Raw genomic sequence first — 21,717 nt, 5'->3', positions numbered from 1 at the left:
TGCCGTAAGCCTGCTCCAGGTCTCCTGGATGGCCCGCGCGCTTTCGAGGTGGTCGACTCGTTGATACCCCTCGACGAGTGGCGGTCAGCAGTCTTCAGGCGGCAGCCGTTCCCCCACGCGTGGTGGTCGCGTCACCTGCCGGAGTCTCGAAGTGGGCGCCCGTCGTCAGTGACTGAATCCACGCTGTACGGCTCCACTGCGGCGGGTCACTTGATGTGGCGGGTGACCCTGGTGATGGTGTGGAGCAGATACTCGAGGGGACCGCGCCGGAACGCGCGGCTCCATGCGTACGCCAGGACCATGGCGGCTCCGATGAACCCCAGGAGCACCGGCAGCTCCGGGAAGTCTTTGCTGTCCGTGCCGAGGACGCGGATGGCGACTACGTGCAGGGTGTACGCGGTCAGGGACATCGCGCCGACCGCGCAGACGGGTGTGGTCAGACGCGTGAAACGGCCCATGCGGGCGGTGACGGCGAGGCACATGGCGAGGACGACCAGGGCGACGCCCGTGTTGCCGAGTACGGAGGCGGTCGTCTGGCTGTGCGGTGCGGCCACCAGCAGCCAGGCCGGAGTGTGGCCGACCGGCTCGCCCACGGCGTCGGACCACCAGGCCGATGATGCCGAGCCGCCGTCCGTGTCCGCGGAGATCGCGGCGCTCGCGTGCGGGACGAGGCGCAGGGCAAGCCAGGAGCCGCCGTAGCCGAGCACGGCCAGGGCGGCTCCCGTCAGGGCCAGCTGCGTGCGGAGACGGGCGCGCGTGAGGTCGAGTCGGGCGACCGCCATGCCCGCGATCATGAACGGTGCCCAGGTGAGGACCGGATAATCGCCGGTGAACAGCAGGTCGAGCAGACCGTCCGTGTCGCTGATCCGGGTAAGCGGGTCCCAGCTGATGACGGTGTCGGCCCAGCTTCCTTCGTCGATCCACTGGTGGATCAGAAACAGCATCTGGGGCAGGACGAGTGCGCCCACGGCGGCCACGACCGCAAGCGTCCTGGCCGACATCCGGTACAGCGGGAGCACGGAGAGGAACGTCAGCCCGTAGTAGGCCAGGATCACGTCGACCGAGGTGCCCAGCGAGGCCAGGGCGAAGCCCAGGGCGATGAGGACGACGGCTCTGAGGACGATCTTTCCCCCTGCCTGGCGCCCCGCGCGGCCGGTTCGGGGCTGCGGGCGGCCGGTGATGATGACCAGCGAGAAGCCGGCGAGTACCGCGAACAGCGCGGAGGAACGCCCGCGTGCCGTCTCCATCAGGAAGCCCAGGAGCCCGCCCTGCGACGGCTCGGGGCCGACATGAGCGGCGTACATGCCGAACATCGCCAGGCCGCGGGCCAGGTCGACACCAATCAGTCGTCCGCCCGACGATGAGGGACGGAGCGGGACATGAGGGCCGTCCCCCTCCGCGATCGCCGTGACGGATGCCGCAGCAGGTTGCGTGGGTGAGCGTGAGGGGGCGTTGTGTGTCATACCTCTTTAGAGTGTGCATTCACTCCATTTCTACCCACCCCATAGATTTCCGGACCTACCCCGCCGACTGGCGGGAGTCGGCCCCGGTCACCTGGCGGCACCCGATGCCGGGCGTCCGGCGACAGGTCCTCGGCGAGATATGGGTCGGACAGCGGTCCCCCTGACGAGTCCCGACGAATGGAGCCGCAGGTGATCCGGGTGCTGGTGGTCGACGACGAGGCCCTGATCCGTACGGGGTTCACACACATCCTCAACGCGTCCGACGACATCGAGGTCGTGGCGGCAGTCCCCGGCAGCCGGGCGGTCCGGACGGCCGAGGAGGTGGGGCCCGACGTCGTACTCCTCGACATCCGCATGCCTGATGTGGATGGTCTTACCGTGCTGGCCGAACTGTGTGGACTGCACAACCCTCCGGTGGTCGCCATGCTCACCACCTTCGGCATGGACGAGTACGTGGCGACAGCACTGCGCTCGGGTGCCGCGGGCTTCCTGCTCAAGGACACCGATCCCGAGCACCTTGTGCATCTGGTACGCACGCTGGCCGAAGGCGGCGTCGTCCTGTCACCCAAGGTCACTCGGACCGTGGTGGACGGCTATCTGGACAATGAACCGAGTGAGCCTGCCGCCGGCGCGGTCTCCCGGCTGACCGACCGGGAGCGCGCCATCCTGGTCCTCGTCGCCGAGGGACTGTCCAACAGCGGCATCGGCAGCCGCATGCACCTCAGCGTCGGCACCGTGAAGGAGCATGTCAGCTCCATCCTCACCAAGTTGCGAGTGGGCAGCCGTGTCCAGGCTGCCCTGCTCGCCGAACGCGCCGGCCTGCTGAGATTCCCGCAGGAAGGAGAGGACAGGTGACACCCCGTCGTGCCGGTGGCGTCGCCGCTCTGCTGGACGGCACGCTCATCGCGGCCTCGCTCCTGGATGTCTGGGTCAACGTCGACACCAAGGACCAGCTGGCCATGGCCTGCGGGCTGCTCGCCGCCGCGGGTCTGGCCCTGCGTCGTCGGCTGCCCCTCCTTACCTTCGTTCTGACCCTGCCCGCGACCCTGGTCACCGACGCGGTCTTTGCCACCCTGGCCGCGCTGTACACCCTCGCCTCGCATACACGCCGGCGCTCGGTGCTGGTCGTCTGCGCCGCCGCGTTCACCATCAGCGACATCGTTCCGTGGCACTGGCCGCCGTCACTGGAAGCGGTCGGGATCTCCGACAGCTCGTTGCTCGTCAGTCTGGGCTACACCATGGCCACGGCAGCCGCTCCCGTGTTCCTCGGCCAGCTCGTCCAGGCCCGACGCGACCTGACCATGAGACTCGCCGAAGTGTCCGACGCACGTGAGCGCGAACGACTGCTGACCGCCCAATCCGTGCTGGCCAAGGAACGCGCCCAGCTCGCCAGAGAGATGCACGACGTGGTATCCCACAAGGTCAGCCTCATCGCCGTGCAGGCCGGAGCACTTCAGGTGGGCAGTCAGGACTCCGAGGTCAAGGACACCGCGGCTGCGATCCGGCGCCTCAGCGTGCAGACCCTTGACGAGCTGCGGCACATGGTCGGCGTGCTGCGGGCTTCCGGCAGCCGTCCCGCTGAACTGACCCCACAGCCGTCCCTCGCCGACCTGCCGCGGCTGGTGAGCGGCAGCGGCATCGAGACAGAGCTGCGGACCGACCTTCCCGACGACCTCCCGCCGACCGTCCAGCGAGCCGTGTACCGCACCGTGCAGGAGGCACTGACCAACGTCCGCAAGCATGCGCCCGGAGCAACGGCGACGGTCTGCGCCCACCACAAGGACGGGACTGTCCACATCACTGTCACCAACACGGCCCCCGAAAGGCCGGCCCTCCCCCTGCCCGGCGGACATCAGGGTCTGGTCGGCCTGCGTCAGCGCGCCGAACTCCTCGGCGGCACCCTCAGCCACGGCCCCACGGCCGACGGCGGCTACGAACTCCACCTTGCCGTCCCGGCCCGGGGCGCGTGGGTCACAGGATGAGCGTGCCGGACTCCGGGGCCGCGGAGCCACCCGGCACCGCCGGGGTCAGGCGGACGCCCAGTGGGGCTCCGGTTCGGAGGCCGCCCGGCGTGCGGGGTTCCGCTCAGTGGCCTTCGTTCGATTCGACGGCGAGGCGCCTTGTGAACGCGTTGCCGCCGTCCTTCGACTCGTATACCCCGGTCTGGGTGGCTGCCAGAACGTGCTCGGCGTCAACAGCGGTCAGAGCCTGGGGCTGGCCTCCCGGCACGGTGGAGACCTCCTTCCAGGTGCTCCCGCCGTCGCTGCTGCGGTGCAAGCCGCCGGAGGTGTCGATGCCGTACAGAGCCCCTTTCGCCGCCCAGGAGAGGAAGGCCATCACCGGCTCCTCGCCCTTGGCGAATGTCCTGCCACCATCGGTGCTCCGGGCTATGCCATCGGCGGTCGTGGCGAGGACGAGACCGGGATCCTGTGGGCTGACCGCGATGTCGAGGGCCTCCAGCCGCGCGCCGTCCTTCCAGGACACGCCGTCCTTGGTCGTGCGTACCTGGCCGTGGGTGGAGTCGTAGCCGTAGACCGTGCCGTGGGCGAAGTCCAGGGCGTGGAAGTCGGACTCGCCGGACAGGGACAGGGACTTCCACGTCCTGCCCGCGTCGGTGCTCTTGATGAGCCCCTTGTTGCCTCCGGAGATCGGGTGGCCGCTGGCGTAGAACGTCTTGTCGCCGGCCACGGTGAAGCCCATGAAGTCGTCCTTGCTGTCGCCCACCAGCTCAGGCCGTCCCTGGGCGTCGGGGGTGAATGGCCGTCGGGATGGACAGGCGGAATCAACCGTCAGCGGCTCGGCTTCACCACGACCTGGGTGAGAACGGACGGGCGTGCGGCTTGAGAGCAAAGGGCCGTCCGGCGCCGGTTACCCGGTGCTGGACGGCCCTTGGACGGTTTCTCTTGCCCTGCTTCCTGGTGAACTGCGGCGTCGCGGCAGTTCACCAGGCGCCGGCACAGCATTTCAGACGCCGGCCCGCTCGCCCTGTGCCGTCGCAGTGGCGTCGGCCTGCGGCGCGGCTGCGGCCTTGTCGCTCCGCATCACCAGCAGGGTGATCAGCCCGCCCGCCGCGGCGATCGCGGCGGCCCAGATGAGGGCGGCACTGAAACCGTCCGTCAGGGCGGGCAGGTTGCCCAGCTGGCCCGCGCCCTGCGACGTGGCGACCGCGGTCAGCGCTGCCAGGCTCAGGGCGGAGCCGACCTGGTAGGTGGTGTTGACGATGCCGGACGCCAGGCCGGCCTGCTCCTGCGGGGCTCCGGACATGGCGGCCATCATCGCCGGGATGTAGGCGAGCGACATGCCGAGCGCGGCGACCAGCGAGGCGGGCAGGACATCGACCGCGAAGGTGCCGGTGGGCTCGACGGCGGACAGCCACAGCAGCCCTGCCGCGAGGACGAGCAGCCCGCCGCCGATCAGCGGCTTGGCGCCGACCTTCGCCATCAGCCTGGCCGTGATGGCTGTCATGAAGATCATCAGCAGGCCGGTCATCGGCAGCAGCGCGGCGCCGGAGGCGAACGCCCCGTAGCCGAGAACCTGCTGGAGGTACAGGTTGAGGAAGTACCACATGGGGATCCACGCGGCACCCAGCAAGGTCATCGCCAGGTTGGCCGAGCCGAGCCGCGGGACGCGCCAGATGCCGAGCGGCATCAGCGGCTCGCGCACCGTCTTCTGGATCACGAAGAACAGCACGAGCAGCGCGGCGGCACCGACCAGCTGGAGCACGGTCCCGGTGGAGGTCCAACCGACCTCCGGCGCGCGGACGATGGCGAAGACAGCGAGTGCGAGACCTGCGGTGACCGCGGCCGCTCCGAGCACGTCGACCGAACCTCGGCGACTGCCGACGGCGGGCAGGAGCTTGGTGGCGGCGAGGGTGGCGACGCCGATCGGGACGTAGATGATGAAGATCCAGGGCCAGCTCAGCCATTCGGTGAAGACCCCGCCGAGGAACACGCCGGCCGTGCCTCCCGCGGGGGCTGCGGCACCGTAGAGCGCCATGGCCTTGCCGAGCTCCTTCGGGTCGTGCGCGAAGAGCATCATCAGCAGAGTCATGGCCGACGGGGCGATCAGCGCACCGCCCACGCCCTGCACGGCACGGCCGACGACCTCCACCCAGGCCGTCTGGGCGGCGGCCGCGACGATCGAGCCGGCGATCAGCACGACCCAGCCCGTGGTGAAGATCTTGCGCGCGCCGAGCAGGTCGGAGAGACGACCGCCGAGCAGGAGCAGCCCGCCGAAGGCGATGACGTACGCGTTGAAGACCCACTGCAACTCACCCTGCGAGAAGCCCAGGTCCTTCTGCATCTCGGGGAGCGCCACCCCGATGATCGACGTGTCCATGATCACCATGAACTGAGCGGCGGCGAGCACGACCAGCGCCCACCAGCGCCTCGGATTGATGGCTGACATTGATTTCATCCCCTTCCATGGGTACCCCCGGGGGGTATCTGACGGCCGCACGGTAACATACCCATGGGGGGTATGTAAGGGGATGAGGACAGGGATATGCGGAAGGAGCGTCGAGGCGCCACCGTGGGATGGGCGTCAGTCCTTGTTCGACACTGCTGCCGTCGTCGTCCTGCCGACGTCCACGGCCCTGCCGATCTACCAACCGCGTGGCGTCCCCCAATACCGGTAGAGGACACAGCGGGAACAGCGCGCCACCCGGGCCCGCACCCGCAATCGTGGATGCGACGGACTCGGCCCACATGACCGTCCCCGCCCCCTGGGTGCGGGGCAGCCACGAACATCGGCAGCGTCCGGAACAGCCGGTTGCAAGAGACCCAGCCGACCCTCAGCCGACCGGTTCGTTGCAGTGCCAATCGATCAGGGATTCATCCATGTTCGCAGTGGCCGCTGACGCGCATGCTTTCGATCAGCTGCGGCCCTCGCCGAGGCGAGATGTGCGCGCTGCCGTGGCCCGAAGTCAGCCTCTCCGCTCTCTGGCTGCCCAGATCGTGGAGGTGGCCTACCGGCTCTACGGCGAAACACCCAAGGCCGACAGCGTCCGCACTCTGAACCTGAGCGAGGAGTCGGCCGAGTGCTGACGCAATGGCACGCGAGGCAGAACAAGGCGCGCGAGGAATGGTCCGCCATCGGAGCCTGGGCGAGTCGGACCCGGCCTTCACGCATGAGAACGGCGAGCCGCTCCACCCCGATTGGATAAGCCGCCGCTTCAAGCGCCTGGTGGAGCTGTCCGGCCTGCCTCCGGTCCGGCTTCATGATCTCCGGCACATCTCGGCCACTCTGTCGCTGCTCCAGAGAAGCGACATCAAGGTGGTCCAGGAGCGGCTTGGGCACAGCTCGCGCCAGATCACCTCGGACACGCACACCAGCGTCCTCCCCGAGCTGTCACGACCCGAGGCCGAATCCATGAGGTCCGTGATCCCGCGCAGCGTCTCGTACACCGCCGCGTCATCCAGTTGGTACGAGACCACTGCGAGGAGGCCCGCCTGAGGATCTTGTCGGCCGACAAGGTCACCGGACACCTCCCCGAGCTCGGGAAGCGCCAGTACCTTGCCCGCTTCGTCATCGACGGTGAGAGCGAGACGGGATTCAAAAGCCTGACCCGCGAGCTTCTCGAAGCCAGCAAGCAAGATCAAGAACGGGCTCAGGAGGTCGCGTAGGTCCCTGCGTGACCCGAGCGGCGTCCTCCGGGCCCCTGTCGGGCCCCGATGCGTACGACGAGACTCACTGCACAAAGACCTGTGGGAGCCCCTCGGCCGAGCTCCCACAGGGTGGCGGGACGATCCCCGCCCGGTCGATCAGACGTATTCCGTCGCGGCGTCGAGTAGCCAGTCCGTCAGATAGCCGGCGAACGACGAGCGCACCAGCACCCAGAATCCGGCCCGGGGTTCGTCCCGGGCGACCAGCACCACGTGCGTGCGGCCCAGTGTCGTCTGGGCGCAGCGCCCGGGGCCGAAGGCCCGCGGATGCAGATCCAGCGGGCAGCCGTGGGCCAGCAGGTCGTGGGCACGGGGGCCCGTCACGAGGAGCGTGGTGCGCTGCGCGGAGACGTCGATGACCGAGACGGGCTCGTCCCCCGCTGCCTCCCGGACCCGGCTCTCCAGATCCCGCTCGCTCCCCGGCGGCCCTACCAGCAGCCACTCGTCCGGGCCGAGCCACAGCGCGGTCACCTCCCCCGCGCGCACGACGGTGTTGGGCTGGAGCGGCAGTTGGAGGTCCAGCGCGAGTCCGACGGCTTCCGCCGCCGCTCCCTTGGCGTCGAGACGCACGTTGATCTGGGCGAGGAAGGGCAGTTCGGCCAGCCGGATCGCGCCCTTGGACGTACGTGTCGCGGCGGCCAGGCGGTCCGCGACGTGGACCAGGGGGCTGCGCAGGGGTGCGGTCAGGGCGTTGTCAGCCATCGCGGCGGGCTCCCTCGGGGTCGTAGAGGACGGGGCTTGCGACGGTCACCGGGACCAACTGGTCGCCCACCGGCGCGTACAGGCGCTCGCCGATGCGGTCCCGGCCGCCCTTGATCAGGGCGAGCGCGAAGGTCCGGCCGAGGGCCGCGCTGCGGTAGCTGGAGGTGACATGGCCCAGCATGGGGACGGGCGGGGCCGGCAGGACACCCTCGGCGACGAGATGCGTGCCCTCCGGGAGAAAGGTGTCCGGGTCCTCGGGGAGAAGGCCGACCAGGTGCTTGCGGTCGGGGCGGGCGGTGTCGGCTCGGGCGTGGGACCGCTTGCCGATGAAGTCCGGCTTCTTCTTCGACACCACCCAGCTCATGCCGAGGTCCTGGGGGGTGACGGTGCCGTCGGTGTCCTGGCCGATGATCGGGTAGCCCTTCTCGGCGCGCAGGACGTGCATGGTCTCGGTGCCGTACGGGGTGATGCCGTACGGGGCGCCGGCTTCGTAGACCGCCTCCCACAGGGCGAGGGCACGCCACGGTGACACGTTGATCTCGTAGGCGAGTTCGCCGGAGAAACTGATCCGGCAGACCCGGGCCTCGATGCCGGCGACCGTCGTCTCGCGCCAGGCCATGAACGGGAAGTCCTCGTTGGCTACGGCCAGTCGGGGCGCGAGCGAGGCGAGGACCTCGCGGGACTTCGGACCGACCAGGGCAACGGTGGCCCACTGCTCGGTCACGGAGGTGCAGTGGACTTTCAGCTCGGGCCACTCGGTCTGCAGCCACTCCTCCATCCAGTCCAGCACGGCGGCGGCGTTGCCCGTCGTCGTGGTGACCAGGAAGCGGTCGGGGGCGACGCGGATGACCGTGCCGTCGTCGAAGACCATGCCGTCCGGGCGGCACATGACGCCGTAGCGGATCATGCCGACCTTCAGGGTGCTCATCATGTTGGTGTAGAGCCGGTCGAGGAAGACGCCGGAGTCCGGTCCCTGGACGTCGATCTTGCCGAGGGTGGAGGCGTCCATGAAGCCGACGCTCTCGCGGGCCGCCCGGCACTCGCGCAGTACGGCGGCCTCCATGTCCTCGCCGTCCTGCGGGTAGTACCGGGGGCGCTTCCACTGGCCGACGTTCTCGAACAGGGCGCCGTGCGCGACATGCCACTCGTGGAGGGCGGTCGTGCGCACCGGGTCGCTCAGCGCGCCCCGGTCGCGGCCGGCGAGGGCGGCGAAGGACACCGGGGTGTACGGCGGGCGGAACGTGGTCGTGCCGAGCGCCGAGATGTCCACGCCGAGCAGTTCGGCGACGACACCGCTGGCCAGGACGCCGGAGGTCTTGCCCTGGTCATTGGCGGTGCCGGCCGTGGTGTAGCGCTTGGTGTGCTCGACCGAGCGCAGGCCGGCGCCGGTCGCGCGGGCCAGGTCGTCGACGGTGACGTCGCGCTGGAGGTCGACGAAACGGGGCCCTTCCGCGTCGCCCGGGACGACGTACACGTGCATCGGCGGCGTCTGCCGCGGCGGCGCGGGCACCTCCGGGAGGCGGGGCGCCTCGGGGGTGCAGCCCTCGGCCCCGACGGCGCGGGCACCGGCGGCCGAGCCCTGTGCCAGGACCGTGGCCGGGTCGAGGACTCCGCTCGCGCTGCCGACGACCTCGACCGCCTGACGGCAGGTGTCGGGGACGAAGGAGCCCAGCGTGTCGTCGTAGCGCAGCCTGCCCCCCGACTGGCTGAACAGGTGCGCCACCGGGTTCCAGCCACCGGAGACCAGCAGCAGGTCGGCGGCGAACTCCCGCCGCCCCGCGGACTCTCCGTACGGCGCGACGGTCACCGCGGTGAGGCGGGCCTCGCCCTCCGTGCTGATGACCGCGTGGCCGGGGAGGACTTCGATGCCGGCTGCTCGTGCGCGGTCCGCCCACTCCCCCGGTTCGGGGCGGGTGTCGACGATCGCCGCGACGGACAGGCCCCCCGAGGCCAGGTCCAGCACCGCCGCGTAGGCGCTGTCGTTGGTCGTGAAGACGACCGCGTGGCGGCCGGGCAGGACGCCGTGGCGGTTGAGGTGGGTGCGGGCCGAGGAGGCCAGCATCACGCCGGGGCGGTCGTTGTTCGCGAAGGCCAGCGAGCGCTCGTGGGCGCCGGTGGCGAGGACGACCCGTCGGGCGCGGATGCGCCATACGCGTTCGCGGGAGACGTTCTCGGGGGCGTCGGCGCCGAGGTGGTTGGTGCGGCGCTCCACGGCGAGGAGGTGGTTGTCGTCGTAATAGCCGAACACGGTGGTGCGTGACAGGACTCGGACCTCGGGGGCGGTGTCGAGCTGCTCCGTCACCTCCCGCACCCAGTCGAGGTGCTCGGCCGTGCCCAGGAGGCTGCCGCCGGGTTCCGGCTGGTCGTCGGCGAGGATGACGCGGGCGCCGCTGTTCGCTGCCGCCGCCGCTGCCGCGAGGCCGGCCGGGCCGGCGCCGACGACCAGGAGGTCGCAGTGGGCGTGTACGGCGTCGTAGCGGGCGGGGTCCGGTTCGGTGGCGAGGCGGCCCTGGCCGGGGAGGCTGCTCGCGACCAGGCCGTCGTAGAGCTCGACGGTCGTGGCGGGGAGCATCGGCTCGGGGAAGGGCTTCTCGATCTGGACGACCGCGTTGGGCTCTTCGACGCCGGCGGAGAAGATGCCCCGGGGTCGGCCGAGCTTGATGCTGGTGCCGGCCTGGATGACGCCGTTGGCCAGGAGAGCCGAGGCGAGGGTGTCGCCGCGGAAGCCTCGGTATTCGGTGCCGTCGAAGGTGAAGGTGAGGGGGGTGTCGCGGTCGATTCGGCCGCGGGTGGGGTGGCGGAACGGCTGAGTCTCGCCCCCGCCGCCCCTACCCGTCCCATCCTGAAGGGGCTCCGCCCCTTCGACCCCGCTGGGGGCTGCGCCCCCAGACCCCGCTTCGGCCTGAACGGCCTCGTCCTCAAACGCCGGACGGGCTGAAAGAACCGGCCTCGGCTCAAGAGTTGCCGGGCGTTCCTCTCCCGCCCGGTACACCGCCAGGATCTCGTTCGTCGACGTGTCCCGTACCGCGTTGAACCAGCGGCGGCAGCCAGCCGCGTGGCTCCAGCGCTCGGCGAAGGGGCCCTTCGGGTTGTCGCGGAAGAAGAGGTAGCGGGCCCACTCCTCGTCGGAGAGGGACGCCGGGTCCTCCGGGTAGGGCACGTGGGCCTGGCCGCCGTAGTGGAATTCGGCCTCGTCGCGGGGCCCGCACCACGGGCAGGGGATGAGCAGCATCGGTTCGGCTCCCTAGTGGGCCACCGCGGCCGCGCCGTGCTCGTCGACGAGCGCGCCGGTGGTGAAACGGTCGAGCGAGAAGGGGGCGTTGAGGGCGTGCGGGGTGTCGTTGGCGATAGTGTGGGCGTAGACCCAGCCGACGCCGGGGGTGGCCTTGAAGCCGCCCGTTCCCCAGCCGCAGTTGAGGTAGAGGTTGTCGACGGGGCTGAGCCCGATGATCGGTGAGGCGTCGGGGCTGACGTCGACGATGCCGCCCCAGGTGCGCAGCACGTGGGCGCGGGCGAAGACCGGGAACAGTTCCAGGGCCGCCGACATCTGGTCTTCGATGACGTGGAAGGCACCGCGCTGGGTGTACGAGTTGTACGCGTCGATGCCCGCGCCCATGACCAACTCGCCCTTGTGCGCCTGGCTGACGTACACGTGGACCGCGTTGGACATCACGACCGTGGGGTGCACCGGCTCCAGGAGCTCCGACACCAGGGCCTGCAACGGGTGGCTCTGGAGGGGGAGTTCGATGCCCGCCATGGCGGCGAGGACCGAGGTGTGGCCCGCCGAGCAGAGCGCCACCTTGCCGGCCGCGATGGGGCCGAGGCTGGTCTGGACGCCGACGACGCGGTCGCCGACCACGTCGAGGCCGGTGACCTCGCAGTTCTGGATGATGTCGATGCCCGCCGCGTCCGCCGAGCGGGCCAGGCCCCAGGCGACGTAGTCGTGCTTGGCGATGCCGGCGCGCGGCTGGTAGGTGGCGCCCAGGACCGGGTAGCGCACGTCCTGCGAGATGTTGACGATCGGGCAGACTTCCTTGACGCCGTCCGCGTCGAGCCACTCCGCGTCCACGCCGTTGAGGCGGTTCGCCTCGACGCGGCGCACGCTGTCGCGGACGTCCTGGAGGCTGTGCGCCAGGTTCAGCACGCCGCGCTGGGAGAAGAGGATCGGGTAGTCGAGCTCCTCCGCCAGGCCCTCCCAGAGCTTGAGGGCGTGCTCGTAGATGCCGGCGCTCTCGTCCCACAGGTAGTTGGAGCGGATGATCGTGGTGTTGCGGGCCATGTTGCCGCCCGCGAGCCAGCCCTTCTCCAGCACCGCGACATCGGTGATGCCGTGGTTCCTGGCGAGGTAGTGCGCGGTGGCGAGGCCATGTCCGCCGCCACCGACGATCACCACGTCGTAGGACTTCTTGAGCTCGGGGTTGCGCCACAGGAAGTCGGGGTGGTCGGGGAGGTCGACGCCGGGGGTGCGGGGGCTCATCGGACGTCTCCGTCTTCTGACAGGGCTTGTGCAGGGTGCGGATGCTGCGGGTACATGAAGGCGTGCGCGTTCATACGGCGATGGCGTTCCTCTCGGCGGCCTCGACGACGTTGGCGAGCAACATCGCCCGGGTCATGGGGCCCACGCCGCCGGGCATGGGGGCGATCCATCCGGCGACCTGGGCGGCGTCCGGGTGGATGTCGCCGACCAGGCCCTGGTCGGTGCGGGTGATGCCGACGTCCAGGACCGCGGCGCCGGGACGCAGCATGTCCTTGGTGACCAGTCCGGGCGAGCCGGCTGCGGCGATGACGATGTCCGCCTCGCGTACGTCCAGGCGAGGCCCTTGGTGCCGGTGTGGCACAGGGTGACGGTGGCGTTCTCGGAGCGGCGGGTGAGGAGGAGGCCGATCGGGCGTCCGACGGTGATGCCCCGGCCGATCACGCAGACGCGGGCTCCGGCGAGCGGTACGTCGTGGCGGCGGAGCAGTTCGACGATGCCGCGCGGGGTGCATGGCAGCGGGGCCTCGACTCCCAGGGTGAGCCGCCCGAGGTTGACCGGGTGCAGTCCGTCGGCGTCCTTGGCCGGGTCCATGCGTTCCAGTACGGCGCCCGCGTCCAGGTGGCGCGGCAGCGGCAGCTGGACGATGTAGCCGGTGCAGGCCGGGTCGGCGTTGAGCTCGTCGATCGTCTCCTCGACCTGCTGCTGCGAGGCGTCGGCGGGCAGGTCCCGGCGGATGGAGGCGATGCCGACCCGGGCGCAGTCGCGGTGCTTGCCGGCGACGTAGGCACGGCTGCCCGGGTCGTCGCCGACCAGGACGGTGCCGAGGCCCGGCGGGCGGCCGTTCGTGGCCGTCGACTTCGCCACCCGCTCGGCGAGTTCGCGGCGGATGTCGGCGGCGGTGGCTTTCCCGTCGAGCAGCTGTGCGTTCACCGGCGGTGTTCCTTCCCTCGGACGCGGAACGTCAGCCACGGAGGCGGGACATGGTGGGGTCGAACAGGGGCTCTTCGGCGACGACCGCTTCGACACGCCGGTCGAAGTAGCCGATCTGCACGGGTGTGCCGGGGGTGGTCAGTTCGGCCGGGAGCCATGCGTACGCGATGCCCTTGCCGATCGTGTAGCCGTAGGCGGCGCTGGTGACGTAGCCGACCGCTCGGTCGCCGTCGTACACCGGCTCCTTGCCCAGGACGACCGAGTGCGGGTCGTCGATCGTGAGGCACGTCAGCTTCCGCCGGACGTCGGACTTACGGCGCTCCAGTGCCGCCTTGCCGATGAAGTCGTCCTTGTCGAGCTTGACCGCGAAGCCGACGCCGGCCTCGTAGGGGTCGTGCTCGTAGGTCATGTCGGCGCCGAAGGAGCGGTAACCCTTCTCCAGGCGCAGGCTGTTGAAGGCGCCGCGACCGGCGATGACCCCGCCGAGGGGCTTGGCCGCCTGCCACAGGGTGTCCCACAGCTTCTGGCCCTGGTCGGCGGTGGTGTACAGCTCCCAGCCGAGTTCACCGACGTACGACAGCCGCATCGCGGTCACCGGGACGCTGCCGATGTAGGCGCGCTTGGCGCGGAAATACTTGAGGCCGTCGTTGGAGAAGTCCTCGTCCGTCAGGGGCTGGAGGGCTTGGCGGGCGAGCGGGCCCCACAGGCCGATGCAGCAGGTGCCGGGGGTGATGTCGCGGACCTGGACCGTGCCGTCGGCGGGGAGGTGGCGGCTGAGCCAGTCGAGGTCCAGGTTGCCGTTGGCGCCGACCTGGAATTGGTCGCGGGCCAGGCGTGCGACGGTGATGTCGCTGCGGATCCCGCCGTCGTGGTCCAGCAGGAGCGTGTAGGTCACGGAGCCGACCGACTTGGCGACCTTGCCGGTGCACAGGCGTTCCAGGAAGGCGGCGGCACCGGGGCCGGTCACCTCCAGGCGCTTGAGGGCGGTCATGTCGTACATCGCGACGGTCTCGCGGGTGACTTGTGCCTCGGCGCCGACGATGGGCGACCAGTACCGGGCGGCCCAGTCGTTGGGGGTGGGGATGCTGCGGCCTTCGACCAGGCCGGCATTGGCCTCGTACCACTGCGGGCGCTCCCAGCCGTTCGCCTCCAGGAAGAAGGCGCCCAGCTCCTGCTGGCGGGTGTGGAAAGGGCTGGTGCGGATCGGGCGCGGGTCGCCCGAGGGCTGGAGGGGGTGGAGGATGTCGTAGACCTCGATGAAGTTCTGGCAGTCGCGGGTCAGGACGTACTCCGGGGCCAGCTGGTGCGGCTCGAAGCGGTTGACGTCGCACTCGTGCAGGTCGAAGGACGAGCAGTGGCCGTCGACCAGCCATTCGGCCATGGCCCGGCCGACGCCCGCGGAGTGGGTGACCCACACGGCCTCGGCGACCCAGAAGCCCTTGACGTCCGGGGACTCGCCGAGCAGCGGGAAGTTGTCGGTGGTGAAGGAGAACAGGCCGTTGATGCCCTCCTCGATCTTCGCCTCCTGCGTCGCGGGGAGCAGGGACTGGGTCTCGGCCCAGGCAGGCTCGAAGTCCTCCTCGGTGAACTTCAGGACCGAGGGCATCGCGTCGGCCTCGTCCACGGAGAGGATGTCGTCGGCGGAGAGGGGCATCGGGCGGTGGCCGTAGTAGCCGATGCCGATGCCGTCGAAGCGGTCGCGGTAGTAGAGGTCGGCGTCCTGGTGACGCAGGATCGGGCGGACCGCCTCCTCCGTCTGGCCGGCGAGGGCCGGGACGGGGCCGGTCCAGGCGAGCTGGTGGGCGAGGGGGGTCAGCGGCAGGTTCATGCCGACCATGCGGGCGATCCTCGGGCCCCAGATGCCGGCACAGCAGACGACGATGTCGGCGGGGATCTCGCCCTGGTCGGTGAGGACGCCGGTCACCTGGCCGTCGGCCTGCCGGACGTCGAGCACCTCGTGGCGGGCCAGGAAGCGCACGCCGCGCTCGGTGGCCCGCCGGATCTGCGCCTCGACGGCGAGGACCGCCTTGGCGAGCCCGTCGGTCGGGACGAGGAGGCCGCCGAGGACCTTGTCGCGGTCGACGAGGGGGTGCTGCTCGACGCACTCGTCGGTGGTCAGCAGCCGGGCCTCGATTCCCCAGGCGGTGATCCAGCCGTGGCGGCGCTGCAGTTCCGCCAGGCGCTCGGGGGTGGTCGCCACTTCGAGGCCGCCGACCTGCAGGAAGCAGGGCTTGCCGCCGACGTCGAGGGAGCAGAACTTCTCGACGGTGTAACGGGCCAGCTCCGTCATGGTCTTGGAGGAGTTCGTCTGGAAGACCAGGCCCGGGGCGTGCGAGGTGGAGCCACCGGTCGCCGGGAGCGGGCCCTGGTCGACCACGGTCACTTCGGTCCAGCCTCGCGCGGAGATCTCGTCCGCGAGCGCCGCGCCGACGACTCCTGCTCCGATGATGACCACTCGGGGTCCCGCCATCGCCGCACCTCCGGTTGAGTTGCTTTCTACGCAACATGATTCAGGTTGCGCAACTCAATGTGCCCGCCGTGCAGGTGGGTGTCAAGGGGTCCGGTGACGTCGGAGAACAGCCGGGAAAACAGCAACGCCCGGAGGGCGGTGCGCGTCCGTTCGCACCGCCCCCCGGGCATCCGTGGAGGACCTATATGTCGACGTTCTCCCAGTGAGCGATGCCCCGGTGTGCCCTGGCCGGGCACGGCGGTCGCGCTCCGTTACCGACCGCGATGACCTTCATGGCAACAGATGCCGCGTGGACGCCGGCGGCGACGATCGCCGTTCAAGCGTCTCGCGAGGGACGGCATAAGGGAGTCGAACAGCGGCGCGACCTGCGCCGTATCCAGGTCCAGCCGCGACATCCGGCCCCGAGCGCGCCGCGCCCGTCCGGCGGCGACCGGCCACCACAGAGAATCTGTGAACAGGGACCTCAACGGGTCGAGCGGCCGTTGTTTAATGCGAGTATAGTTTCACTATGAGCAACCATAGCCCTGACACGGAAACGTCAAGCTCGCACACCGGCGGTGTGCAGTCGGTCGACCGCGCCATCAGCGTACTGGAGATCCTCGCTCAGCGTGGCGAGGCGGGTGTCAGCGAGGTGGCGGGAGAGATCGAGGTGCACAAGTCCACCGCCTTCCGGCTGCTCGGCGCACTGGAGGCGCGCGGTCTGGTGGAACAGTCCGGCGAGCGCGGCAAGTACCGGCTCGGCTTCGGTATCGTCCGCCTGGCCGGCGCGGTCACGGACCGTATCGACATCACCCAGCAGGGCCGCCCGATCTGCGAGCGTCTCGCGGAGGAACTCGGCGAGACGGTCAACATCGCCGTGATGCAGGAGCACTACGCGATCAACCTCTACCAGGTACGCGGCCCGGGGGCGATCACCGCGCACAACTGGGTCGGCCAGCTGACGCCGCTGCACGCCACCTCCAGTGGCAAGATCCTGCTGGCGTACCTCCCTGCCAAGGAGCGTGCCGCGCTGCTTGCCTCTGCCGGCATGAAGAAGGTCACTGCGCGCACCATCAGCGCGAAGACGAAGCTGGAGAAGAACCTCGCCGAGGCGCGGGAGCGGGGCTACTCCATCACCCTGGAGGAACTGGAGGTCGGTCTGCACGCGATGGCAGCCCCGGTGCGCAACCGGGACGGCCAGGTCATCGCGGCGCTCAGCGCCTCGGGGCCCGGATACCGGTTGACCGAGGAACGCATGCACGAGCTGTCCTCCATCCTGATCAAGGGTGCCGACGAGATCAGCCACCGGATGGGCTATCTGGGCTGAGTCATCCCTGCGGGGTGCCGAGGCGTTCGTTCACCCAGTCGTGGAATGCGCCGATGTGGTGCTCGCTGGGCACCAGCACGCCGCCCTTGGCGTATATACGGGACCTCATTCCGGGCTGCGTGCGCTCGCAGGCGTCGAAGTCCTGCTGGTTGACCCGGTGGAAGAGTTCCACGGACCGACTGACGTCCTTGCCGCTCTCGACGACGTGCGGCAGGTACAGCCAGTCGCACTCCACGACCGTGCGGTCCGCGGCCATCGGATACATCCGGTGGAAGATCACGTGGTCGGGGACGAGGTTGATGAAGACCTGGGGCCGGACGGTGATCGCGTAGTAGCGGCGGTCCTGCTCCTCGGCGACCCCCGGGATGCGGTCCAGCCCCTCGGAGCCGTCGACGGTGAAGCCCTGGACGTCCTCACCGAACTCCGCGCCGTGCCCCACGTAGTACTGGGCGGCGTACCCGTCCGCGAACTCCGGCAGCACTTCGGTGAGTTCGGGATGGATGGTCGCGCAGTGGTAGCACTCCATGAAGTTCTCGATGATGAGCTTCCAGTTGGCCTTCACGTCGTAGGTGATACGACGGCCCACCTGAAGGTTCTCGATGCCGTAGCGCTCGATCGACCCGACGTCGCCGAGGCGCTCGACGACCGCGCCGATGACCTCCTCCTCGAACGAGGGCGGGTGCTCCGCCAGGCAGACCCACACATAGCCGAGCCATTCGCGCACGGCCACATTCACCAGCCCGTACTCGGTGCGTCCGATGTCGGGCATCTTGGTGAGGTTGGGCGCGGCGACGAGCTTGCCGTCCAGGCCGTACGTCCAGGCGTGGTACGGGCACTGGAAGGCCCGCTTGACCTCGCCGGACTCCTCGGTGCACAGCGTGGCGCCGCGGTGCCGGCAGACGTTGAAGTAGGCGCGGACGCTGTTGTCGCGGGCCCGGGTGGCGAGGATGCTCTCGCGGCCCACGTCGACGGTGCGGAAGGCACCGGGTTTCGCCAGGTCGGAGGCGCGCGCGACGCAGAACCACATGGTCTCGAAGATGCGCTCCTGCTCCTGGGCGAAGACCCCCGGGTCCGTGTAGGAGGAGCCGGGAAGGGTGGCGATCAGACTGTCCGGCAGGCTGGTCGAGGTCACGGTGCACTCCTCGGGAGAACGTCGTGGAGGGATCATTCACGCGCCGGGAAGAGCGGCTCCCGACGTCAGGACGCGGTGGCGGCGAGCTGCTTGCGCCGGCGCATGAACAGGCGCGGCTGGTTCATCCCGAGTACGGCGACCGGGTCTCCGGCGCGCCGGTAGACGGCGAGGACGTCGCGGTCCTCCGCGGCTCCCGCCTCGATGGTCACGCTGTCGGCGGCTGCCGCGTGACCGGCGAACTGGATCTTCACGCCGTACTGGTCGGACCAGAAGTAGGGCGGCCGGGGCACACCCGGTTCCACCGCACCGCCCGCCAGCAGCGTGACGATCGCGGCGTCGGGGCGCTCGAGCGCGCCCGTCCAGTGCTCGACGCGGCGATGCAGGCCCGCGCGGGGGTCGTACCAGTTGGCACAGTCGCCGACCGCGACCACGCCGGCCAGGCCGGTACGGCCGTCGGCGCCGCACTTGACGCCGTTGTCGAGAGCGATGCCGGAACCCTCCAGCCACTCGACGTTCGGGCGGGCGCCCACACCGACCACCACGATGTCGGCGGGGATGCTGCGTCCGTCCTCCAGCAGGACGGCGTCGACCCGGGTGCCCCCGCTCAGCCCCTTGACGCCCACGCCGCACTCCAGGCGTACGCCGTGGTCGGCATGGAGGGCGGAGACGATGGCGCCCATGGTCGCGCCGAGCGGTCCGGCGAGCGGTGTCGGGGCGGCCTCGACGAGGGTCACGTCGAGGCCGAGGGCGTGCGCGGTGGAGGTGACCTCGGCTCCGATGAAGCCTCCCCCGAGCACCACCAGCCGTCCGCCGTGGGCCAGTTCGTCCCGCAGGGCGCGGGCGTCGTCCAGGGTGCGCAGGGTGTGCACTCCCGCAAGCCCCTCGGAGCCGGGCAGCGTGCGGGCCGAGGCGCCCGTCGCGATGACGACTCCGTCGGCCTGCACCTCCCTTCCGTCGTCGAGCCGGACGACCCGCCGCGCGTGGTCGAGTCCGGTGGCGCGGACGCCGAGCAGCCATTCCGCCGCCAGGTCCTCGTCGTCCGTCTCCAGCGCGAGGTCGGCTTCGCCGAGGGTGCCGGCCAGGAACTCCTTGGACAGCGGGGGCCGGTCGTACGGCCGGTGGAGTTCGTCGCCGATGACGACGAGCCGGCCGTCGTAGCCCTGCTTGCGCAGTGAGCGTGCCGCCGACAGTCCGGCCAGCGAGGCGCCGACCACGGCGACCGTCCTCACGCGGGGCCTCCGGCGAGCCGGGCCGAGATGCAGGGCGGCAGGTTGGGCACCTCGGTGGACAGACGGACGTAGATCATGCCGTCCTCGACGACGACCTCGTGCGTCCGGACCGGGAGCTTGGCCGGCGGGGCGTCGACCGCACCGGTCCTCAGGTCGAACTTCGAAGCATGCAGCGGGCATTCGACCTCGCAGCCCTCCAGCCAGCCGTCGGCGAGCGACGCGTCCTGATGGGTGCAGGTGTCGTCGATGGCGAAGAGTTCGCCATCGTCGGTGTGGAACACCGAGACCGGCGGATCGATGTCGAGCCGGTGGGCCTCACCTCGCGGGAGATCCGCGAGTCGGCACGCGGGAATCATCATGACACCTCGGTGCATATAGCGAAACGGATTGCGGCAGGCGCAACCTCAGTCTGAGGTCGCCCAGAACCCTTGTCAAGGCACTCGGAAGCCGCGCAAGACTGCTCATTTCGTTGCGCGACACAGAACGCACTTCACATAGAACAACAGCAGCCCGCCGTATCGGCTCGTGGTGATCGCGAGCCGATACGGCGGGCGTGCGAGGGTCGCCTACGGGCGTCAGAAGCCTCGGTCGATCCACTCCTGAAGGTGCGGGGCCTCGGCGCCGACGGTCGTCGTGTCTCCGTGTCCGGTGTGCACGACGGTCTCCGCGGGCAGCGTCAGCAGCCGGTCCCGGATGGACTCGACGATGGTCGGGAAGTGGCTGTACGACCGTCCTGTGGCTCCCGGCCCGCCGGCGAACAGCGTGTCGCCGCTGAAGAGCGCCGCGAGGGCCGGTGCGTACAGGCAGATCGCCCCAGGGGCGTGGCCGGGCGTGTGCAGCACGGTCAGATCGGCGCCGGCCACCGAAAGCACCTGGCCGTCGGCCAGTTCGGCGTCCGGCGCCCGGTCGGGGTGGGTCTGCTTCCACAGCGGCAGGTCATCCGGATGGAGGAGGACCGGGGCCCCCGTGCGCGCCGCGAGTTCGGGCGCGGCGTCGATGTGGTCGTTGTGGGCGTGCGTGCACACGATCGCGGTGAGGCGCCGGTCGCCGACCGCCCGGGCGATGGCGTCGGCGTCGTGGGCGGCGTCGATGACGATCGCCTCGGTGTCGTCGCCGACGATCCACACGTTGTTGTCGACGTCCCAGGTACCGCCGTCGAGAGAGAACGTCCCCGAGGTGACGAGGTGTTCGATGCGGGCGGCCGTCACAGGACCACCACCGAGCGCAGCACGTCGCCGTGGTGCATCCGCTCGAAGGCCTTCTCGACCTCGTCCAGCGCGATGGTCTCCGTGACGAAGGCGTCCAGGTCCAGCCGGCCCTGGAGGTAGAGGTCGATGAGCATCGGGAAGTCGCGGCTCGGCAGGCAGTCGCCGTACCAGGAGGACTTCAGCGCCCCGCCGCGGCCGAAGACATCCAGCAGCGGCAGTTCGAGCTTCATCTCCGGGGTGGGGACGCCGACGAGGACGACGGTGCCGGCGAGGTCGCGGGCGTAGAAGGCCTGCTTGTACGTCTCCGGGCGGCCGACCGCCTCGATGACCACGTCGGCGCCGTGGCCGCCGGTCAGCTCGCGGATCGCCTCGACCGCGTCGGACTGCTTGGAGTTGACGGTGTGGGTCGCGCCCAGTTTCGTGGCCGTCTCCAGTTTGCGGTCGTCGATGTCGACCGCGATGATCTTCGAAGCGCCCGCCAGGTTCGCCCCGGCGATCGCCGCGGCTCCGACGCCGCCGCAGCCGATGACGGCGACCGAGTCGCCCCGGCCGACGTTGCCGGTGTTGATGGCCGCGCCGATGCCGGCCATCACACCGCAGCCGAGCAGACCGGCGGCGGCCGCGGAAGCGGTCGGGTCGATCTTGGTGCACTGCCCGGCCGCGACCAGCGTCTTCTCGGCGAAGGCACCGATGCCCAGGGCCGGCGACAGTTCGGTGCCGTCCAGCAGGGTCATCTTCTGCTTGGCGTTGTGGGTGTCGAAGCAGTACCACGGCTCCCCGCGTCGGCAGGCACGGCACTGGCCGCACACCGCACGCCAGTTGAGGATCACGAAGTCGCCGGGAGCCACATCGGTGACCCCCTCCCCCACCGACTCCACGATGCCCGCGGCCTCATGGCCCAGGAGGAAGGGGAAGTCGTCGTTGATGCCGCCCTCGCGATAGTGCAGATCGGTGTGGCAGACCCCGCAGGCCTCGATCTTCACCAGCGCCTCACCCGGACCCGGGTCAGGCACGATGATCGTCTCCAGGCTGACGGGGGCGCCCTTGCCCTGCGCGACGACAGCACGGACCTGGTGCGTCATGGCCACTCCTCGGATGGTTCGAGACCGATGTTGCTCATTACGGCACACATTCCAC

The 21,717-nt window shown here is 70.1% G+C and carries 17 protein-coding genes and 1 pseudogene; 5 read left to right on the top strand and 13 right to left on the bottom strand.

The window, feature by feature from the left end; translation table 11 throughout:
- Positions 1–206 precede the first annotated feature (206 nt).
- Positions 207–1,463: a DUF418 domain-containing protein gene (locus tag AB0412_RS11205; RefSeq protein WP_366402258.1), complete on the bottom strand. Its 1,257-nt coding sequence runs from the start codon at positions 1,461–1,463 to the stop codon at positions 207–209.
- 189 nt (positions 1,464–1,652) lie between these two features.
- On the opposite strand from AB0412_RS11205, the gene AB0412_RS11200 reads away from it, so the two are divergent.
- Both AB0412_RS11200 and AB0412_RS11195 read left to right on the top strand, forming a co-directional pair.
- Positions 1,653–2,318 carry a response regulator transcription factor gene (locus AB0412_RS11200; protein ID WP_366402333.1) on the top strand — a complete coding sequence of 222 codons (666 nt, stop codon included), beginning with the start codon at positions 1,653–1,655 and terminating at the stop codon, positions 2,316–2,318.
- Positions 2,315–3,445 (top strand): histidine kinase, encoded by a 1,131-nt coding sequence (locus AB0412_RS11195; RefSeq protein WP_366402257.1) that lies wholly within the window; start codon positions 2,315–2,317, stop codon positions 3,443–3,445. Before AB0412_RS11200 ends, AB0412_RS11195 begins: the two co-directional genes overlap by 4 nt.
- A 103-nt stretch (positions 3,446–3,548) precedes the next feature.
- On the opposite strand, the gene AB0412_RS11190 is transcribed toward AB0412_RS11195, so the two are convergent.
- Both AB0412_RS11190 and AB0412_RS11185 read right to left on the bottom strand, forming a co-directional pair.
- Complete coding sequence (locus tag AB0412_RS11190; RefSeq protein ID WP_366402256.1) at positions 3,549–4,313, bottom strand: F510_1955 family glycosylhydrolase; 765 nt, start codon at positions 4,311–4,313, stop codon at positions 3,549–3,551.
- Between the two features lie 114 nt (positions 4,314–4,427).
- Entirely contained in the window at positions 4,428–5,870 is a 1,443-nt protein-coding gene (locus tag AB0412_RS11185) for an MFS transporter (protein WP_366402255.1), read from the bottom strand.
- A 642-nt stretch (positions 5,871–6,512) separates the two neighbouring features.
- Here AB0412_RS11185 and AB0412_RS11180 point away from each other — a divergent pair.
- The gene (locus AB0412_RS11180) at positions 6,513–6,917 is read left to right on the top strand and encodes a tyrosine-type recombinase/integrase (protein ID WP_366402254.1); all 405 of its coding nucleotides are present in this window, start codon (positions 6,513–6,515) and stop codon (positions 6,915–6,917) included.
- A gap of 5 nt (positions 6,918–6,922) precedes the next feature.
- On the top strand, positions 6,923–7,087 hold the full coding sequence (locus tag AB0412_RS11175) for a hypothetical protein (RefSeq protein ID WP_366402253.1): 165 nt from the start codon (positions 6,923–6,925) through the stop codon (positions 7,085–7,087).
- Between the two features lie 138 nt (positions 7,088–7,225).
- Here AB0412_RS11175 and AB0412_RS11170 read toward each other — a convergent pair whose 3' ends face one another.
- From AB0412_RS11170 to AB0412_RS11150, 5 genes and pseudogenes are all read right to left on the bottom strand, one after another.
- Positions 7,226–7,828, bottom strand: coding sequence for a sarcosine oxidase subunit gamma family protein (locus tag AB0412_RS11170; protein ID WP_366402252.1), 603 nt, complete (start codon positions 7,826–7,828; stop codon positions 7,226–7,228).
- On the bottom strand, positions 7,821–11,060 hold the full coding sequence (locus AB0412_RS11165) for a sarcosine oxidase subunit alpha family protein (protein WP_366402251.1): 3,240 nt from the start codon (positions 11,058–11,060) through the stop codon (positions 7,821–7,823). Before AB0412_RS11165 ends, AB0412_RS11170 begins: the two co-directional genes overlap by 8 nt.
- Positions 11,061–11,072: 12 nt before the next feature.
- Positions 11,073–12,305, bottom strand: coding sequence for a sarcosine oxidase subunit beta family protein (locus AB0412_RS11160; protein ID WP_366402250.1), 1,233 nt, complete (start codon positions 12,303–12,305; stop codon positions 11,073–11,075).
- A 70-nt stretch (positions 12,306–12,375) separates the two neighbouring features.
- Positions 12,376–13,235: pseudogene (locus AB0412_RS11155) on the bottom strand (bifunctional methylenetetrahydrofolate dehydrogenase/methenyltetrahydrofolate cyclohydrolase).
- Positions 13,236–13,266: 31 nt separating this feature from the next.
- A complete protein-coding gene (locus AB0412_RS11150) occupies positions 13,267–15,705 on the bottom strand; it encodes an FAD-dependent oxidoreductase (protein ID WP_366402249.1) in 2,439 nt (812 codons plus the stop codon).
- Between the two features lie 508 nt (positions 15,706–16,213).
- Here AB0412_RS11150 and AB0412_RS11145 point away from each other — a divergent pair.
- Complete coding sequence (locus AB0412_RS11145; protein ID WP_366402248.1) at positions 16,214–17,011, top strand: IclR family transcriptional regulator; 798 nt, start codon at positions 16,214–16,216, stop codon at positions 17,009–17,011.
- A gap of 1 nt (position 17,012) precedes the next feature.
- On the opposite strand, the gene AB0412_RS11140 is transcribed toward AB0412_RS11145, so the two are convergent.
- The 5 genes from AB0412_RS11140 to AB0412_RS11120 all read right to left on the bottom strand — a co-directional run bounded on the left by AB0412_RS11140 (position 17,013) and on the right by AB0412_RS11120 (position 21,662).
- Complete coding sequence (locus AB0412_RS11140) at positions 17,013–18,143, bottom strand: aromatic ring-hydroxylating dioxygenase subunit alpha (protein WP_366402247.1); 1,131 nt, start codon at positions 18,141–18,143, stop codon at positions 17,013–17,015.
- Between the two features lie 65 nt (positions 18,144–18,208).
- A complete protein-coding gene (locus tag AB0412_RS11135) occupies positions 18,209–19,372 on the bottom strand; it encodes an FAD-dependent oxidoreductase (RefSeq protein ID WP_366402246.1) in 1,164 nt (387 codons plus the stop codon).
- Positions 19,369–19,731: a bifunctional 3-phenylpropionate/cinnamic acid dioxygenase ferredoxin subunit gene (locus AB0412_RS11130; RefSeq protein WP_366402245.1), complete on the bottom strand. Its 363-nt coding sequence runs from the start codon at positions 19,729–19,731 to the stop codon at positions 19,369–19,371. The genes AB0412_RS11135 and AB0412_RS11130 overlap by 4 nt, the downstream gene beginning before the upstream one ends.
- Positions 19,732–19,947: 216 nt before the next feature.
- Positions 19,948–20,580, bottom strand: a complete 633-nt coding sequence (locus tag AB0412_RS11125; RefSeq protein ID WP_366402244.1) for an MBL fold metallo-hydrolase — start codon at positions 20,578–20,580, stop codon at positions 19,948–19,950.
- A complete protein-coding gene (locus AB0412_RS11120) occupies positions 20,577–21,662 on the bottom strand; it encodes an S-(hydroxymethyl)mycothiol dehydrogenase (RefSeq protein WP_366402243.1) in 1,086 nt (361 codons plus the stop codon). Before AB0412_RS11120 ends, AB0412_RS11125 begins: the two co-directional genes overlap by 4 nt.
- Positions 21,663–21,717: the final 55 nt, after the last annotated feature.

Source organism: Streptomyces sp. NPDC052012, assembly GCF_040689265.1.
Lineage (GTDB): Bacteria > Actinomycetota > Actinomycetes > Streptomycetales > Streptomycetaceae > Streptomyces.
This window is presented reverse-complemented; position numbering and strand designations above follow the sequence as displayed.

Coding starts and splice junctions, on each gene's coding strand:
- AB0412_RS11205 (WP_366402258.1), bottom strand. CDS start 1,463: ATGACACACAACGCCCCCTCACGCTCACCCACGCAACCTGCTGCGGCA.
- AB0412_RS11150 (WP_366402249.1), bottom strand. CDS start 15,705: ATGGCGGGACCCCGAGTGGTCATCATCGGAGCAGGAGTCGTCGGCGCG.
- AB0412_RS11185 (WP_366402255.1), bottom strand. CDS start 5,870: ATGTCAGCCATCAATCCGAGGCGCTGGTGGGCGCTGGTCGTGCTCGCC.
- AB0412_RS11165 (WP_366402251.1), bottom strand. CDS start 11,060: ATGCTGCTCATCCCCTGCCCGTGGTGCGGGCCCCGCGACGAGGCCGAA.
- AB0412_RS11145 (WP_366402248.1), top strand. CDS start 16,214: ATGAGCAACCATAGCCCTGACACGGAAACGTCAAGCTCGCACACCGGC.
- AB0412_RS11170 (WP_366402252.1), bottom strand. CDS start 7,828: ATGGCTGACAACGCCCTGACCGCACCCCTGCGCAGCCCCCTGGTCCAC.
- AB0412_RS11180 (WP_366402254.1), top strand. CDS start 6,513: ATGGCACGCGAGGCAGAACAAGGCGCGCGAGGAATGGTCCGCCATCGG.
- AB0412_RS11160 (WP_366402250.1), bottom strand. CDS start 12,305: ATGAGCCCCCGCACCCCCGGCGTCGACCTCCCCGACCACCCCGACTTC.
- AB0412_RS11130 (WP_366402245.1), bottom strand. CDS start 19,731: ATGATGATTCCCGCGTGCCGACTCGCGGATCTCCCGCGAGGTGAGGCC.
- AB0412_RS11120 (WP_366402243.1), bottom strand. CDS start 21,662: ATGACGCACCAGGTCCGTGCTGTCGTCGCGCAGGGCAAGGGCGCCCCC.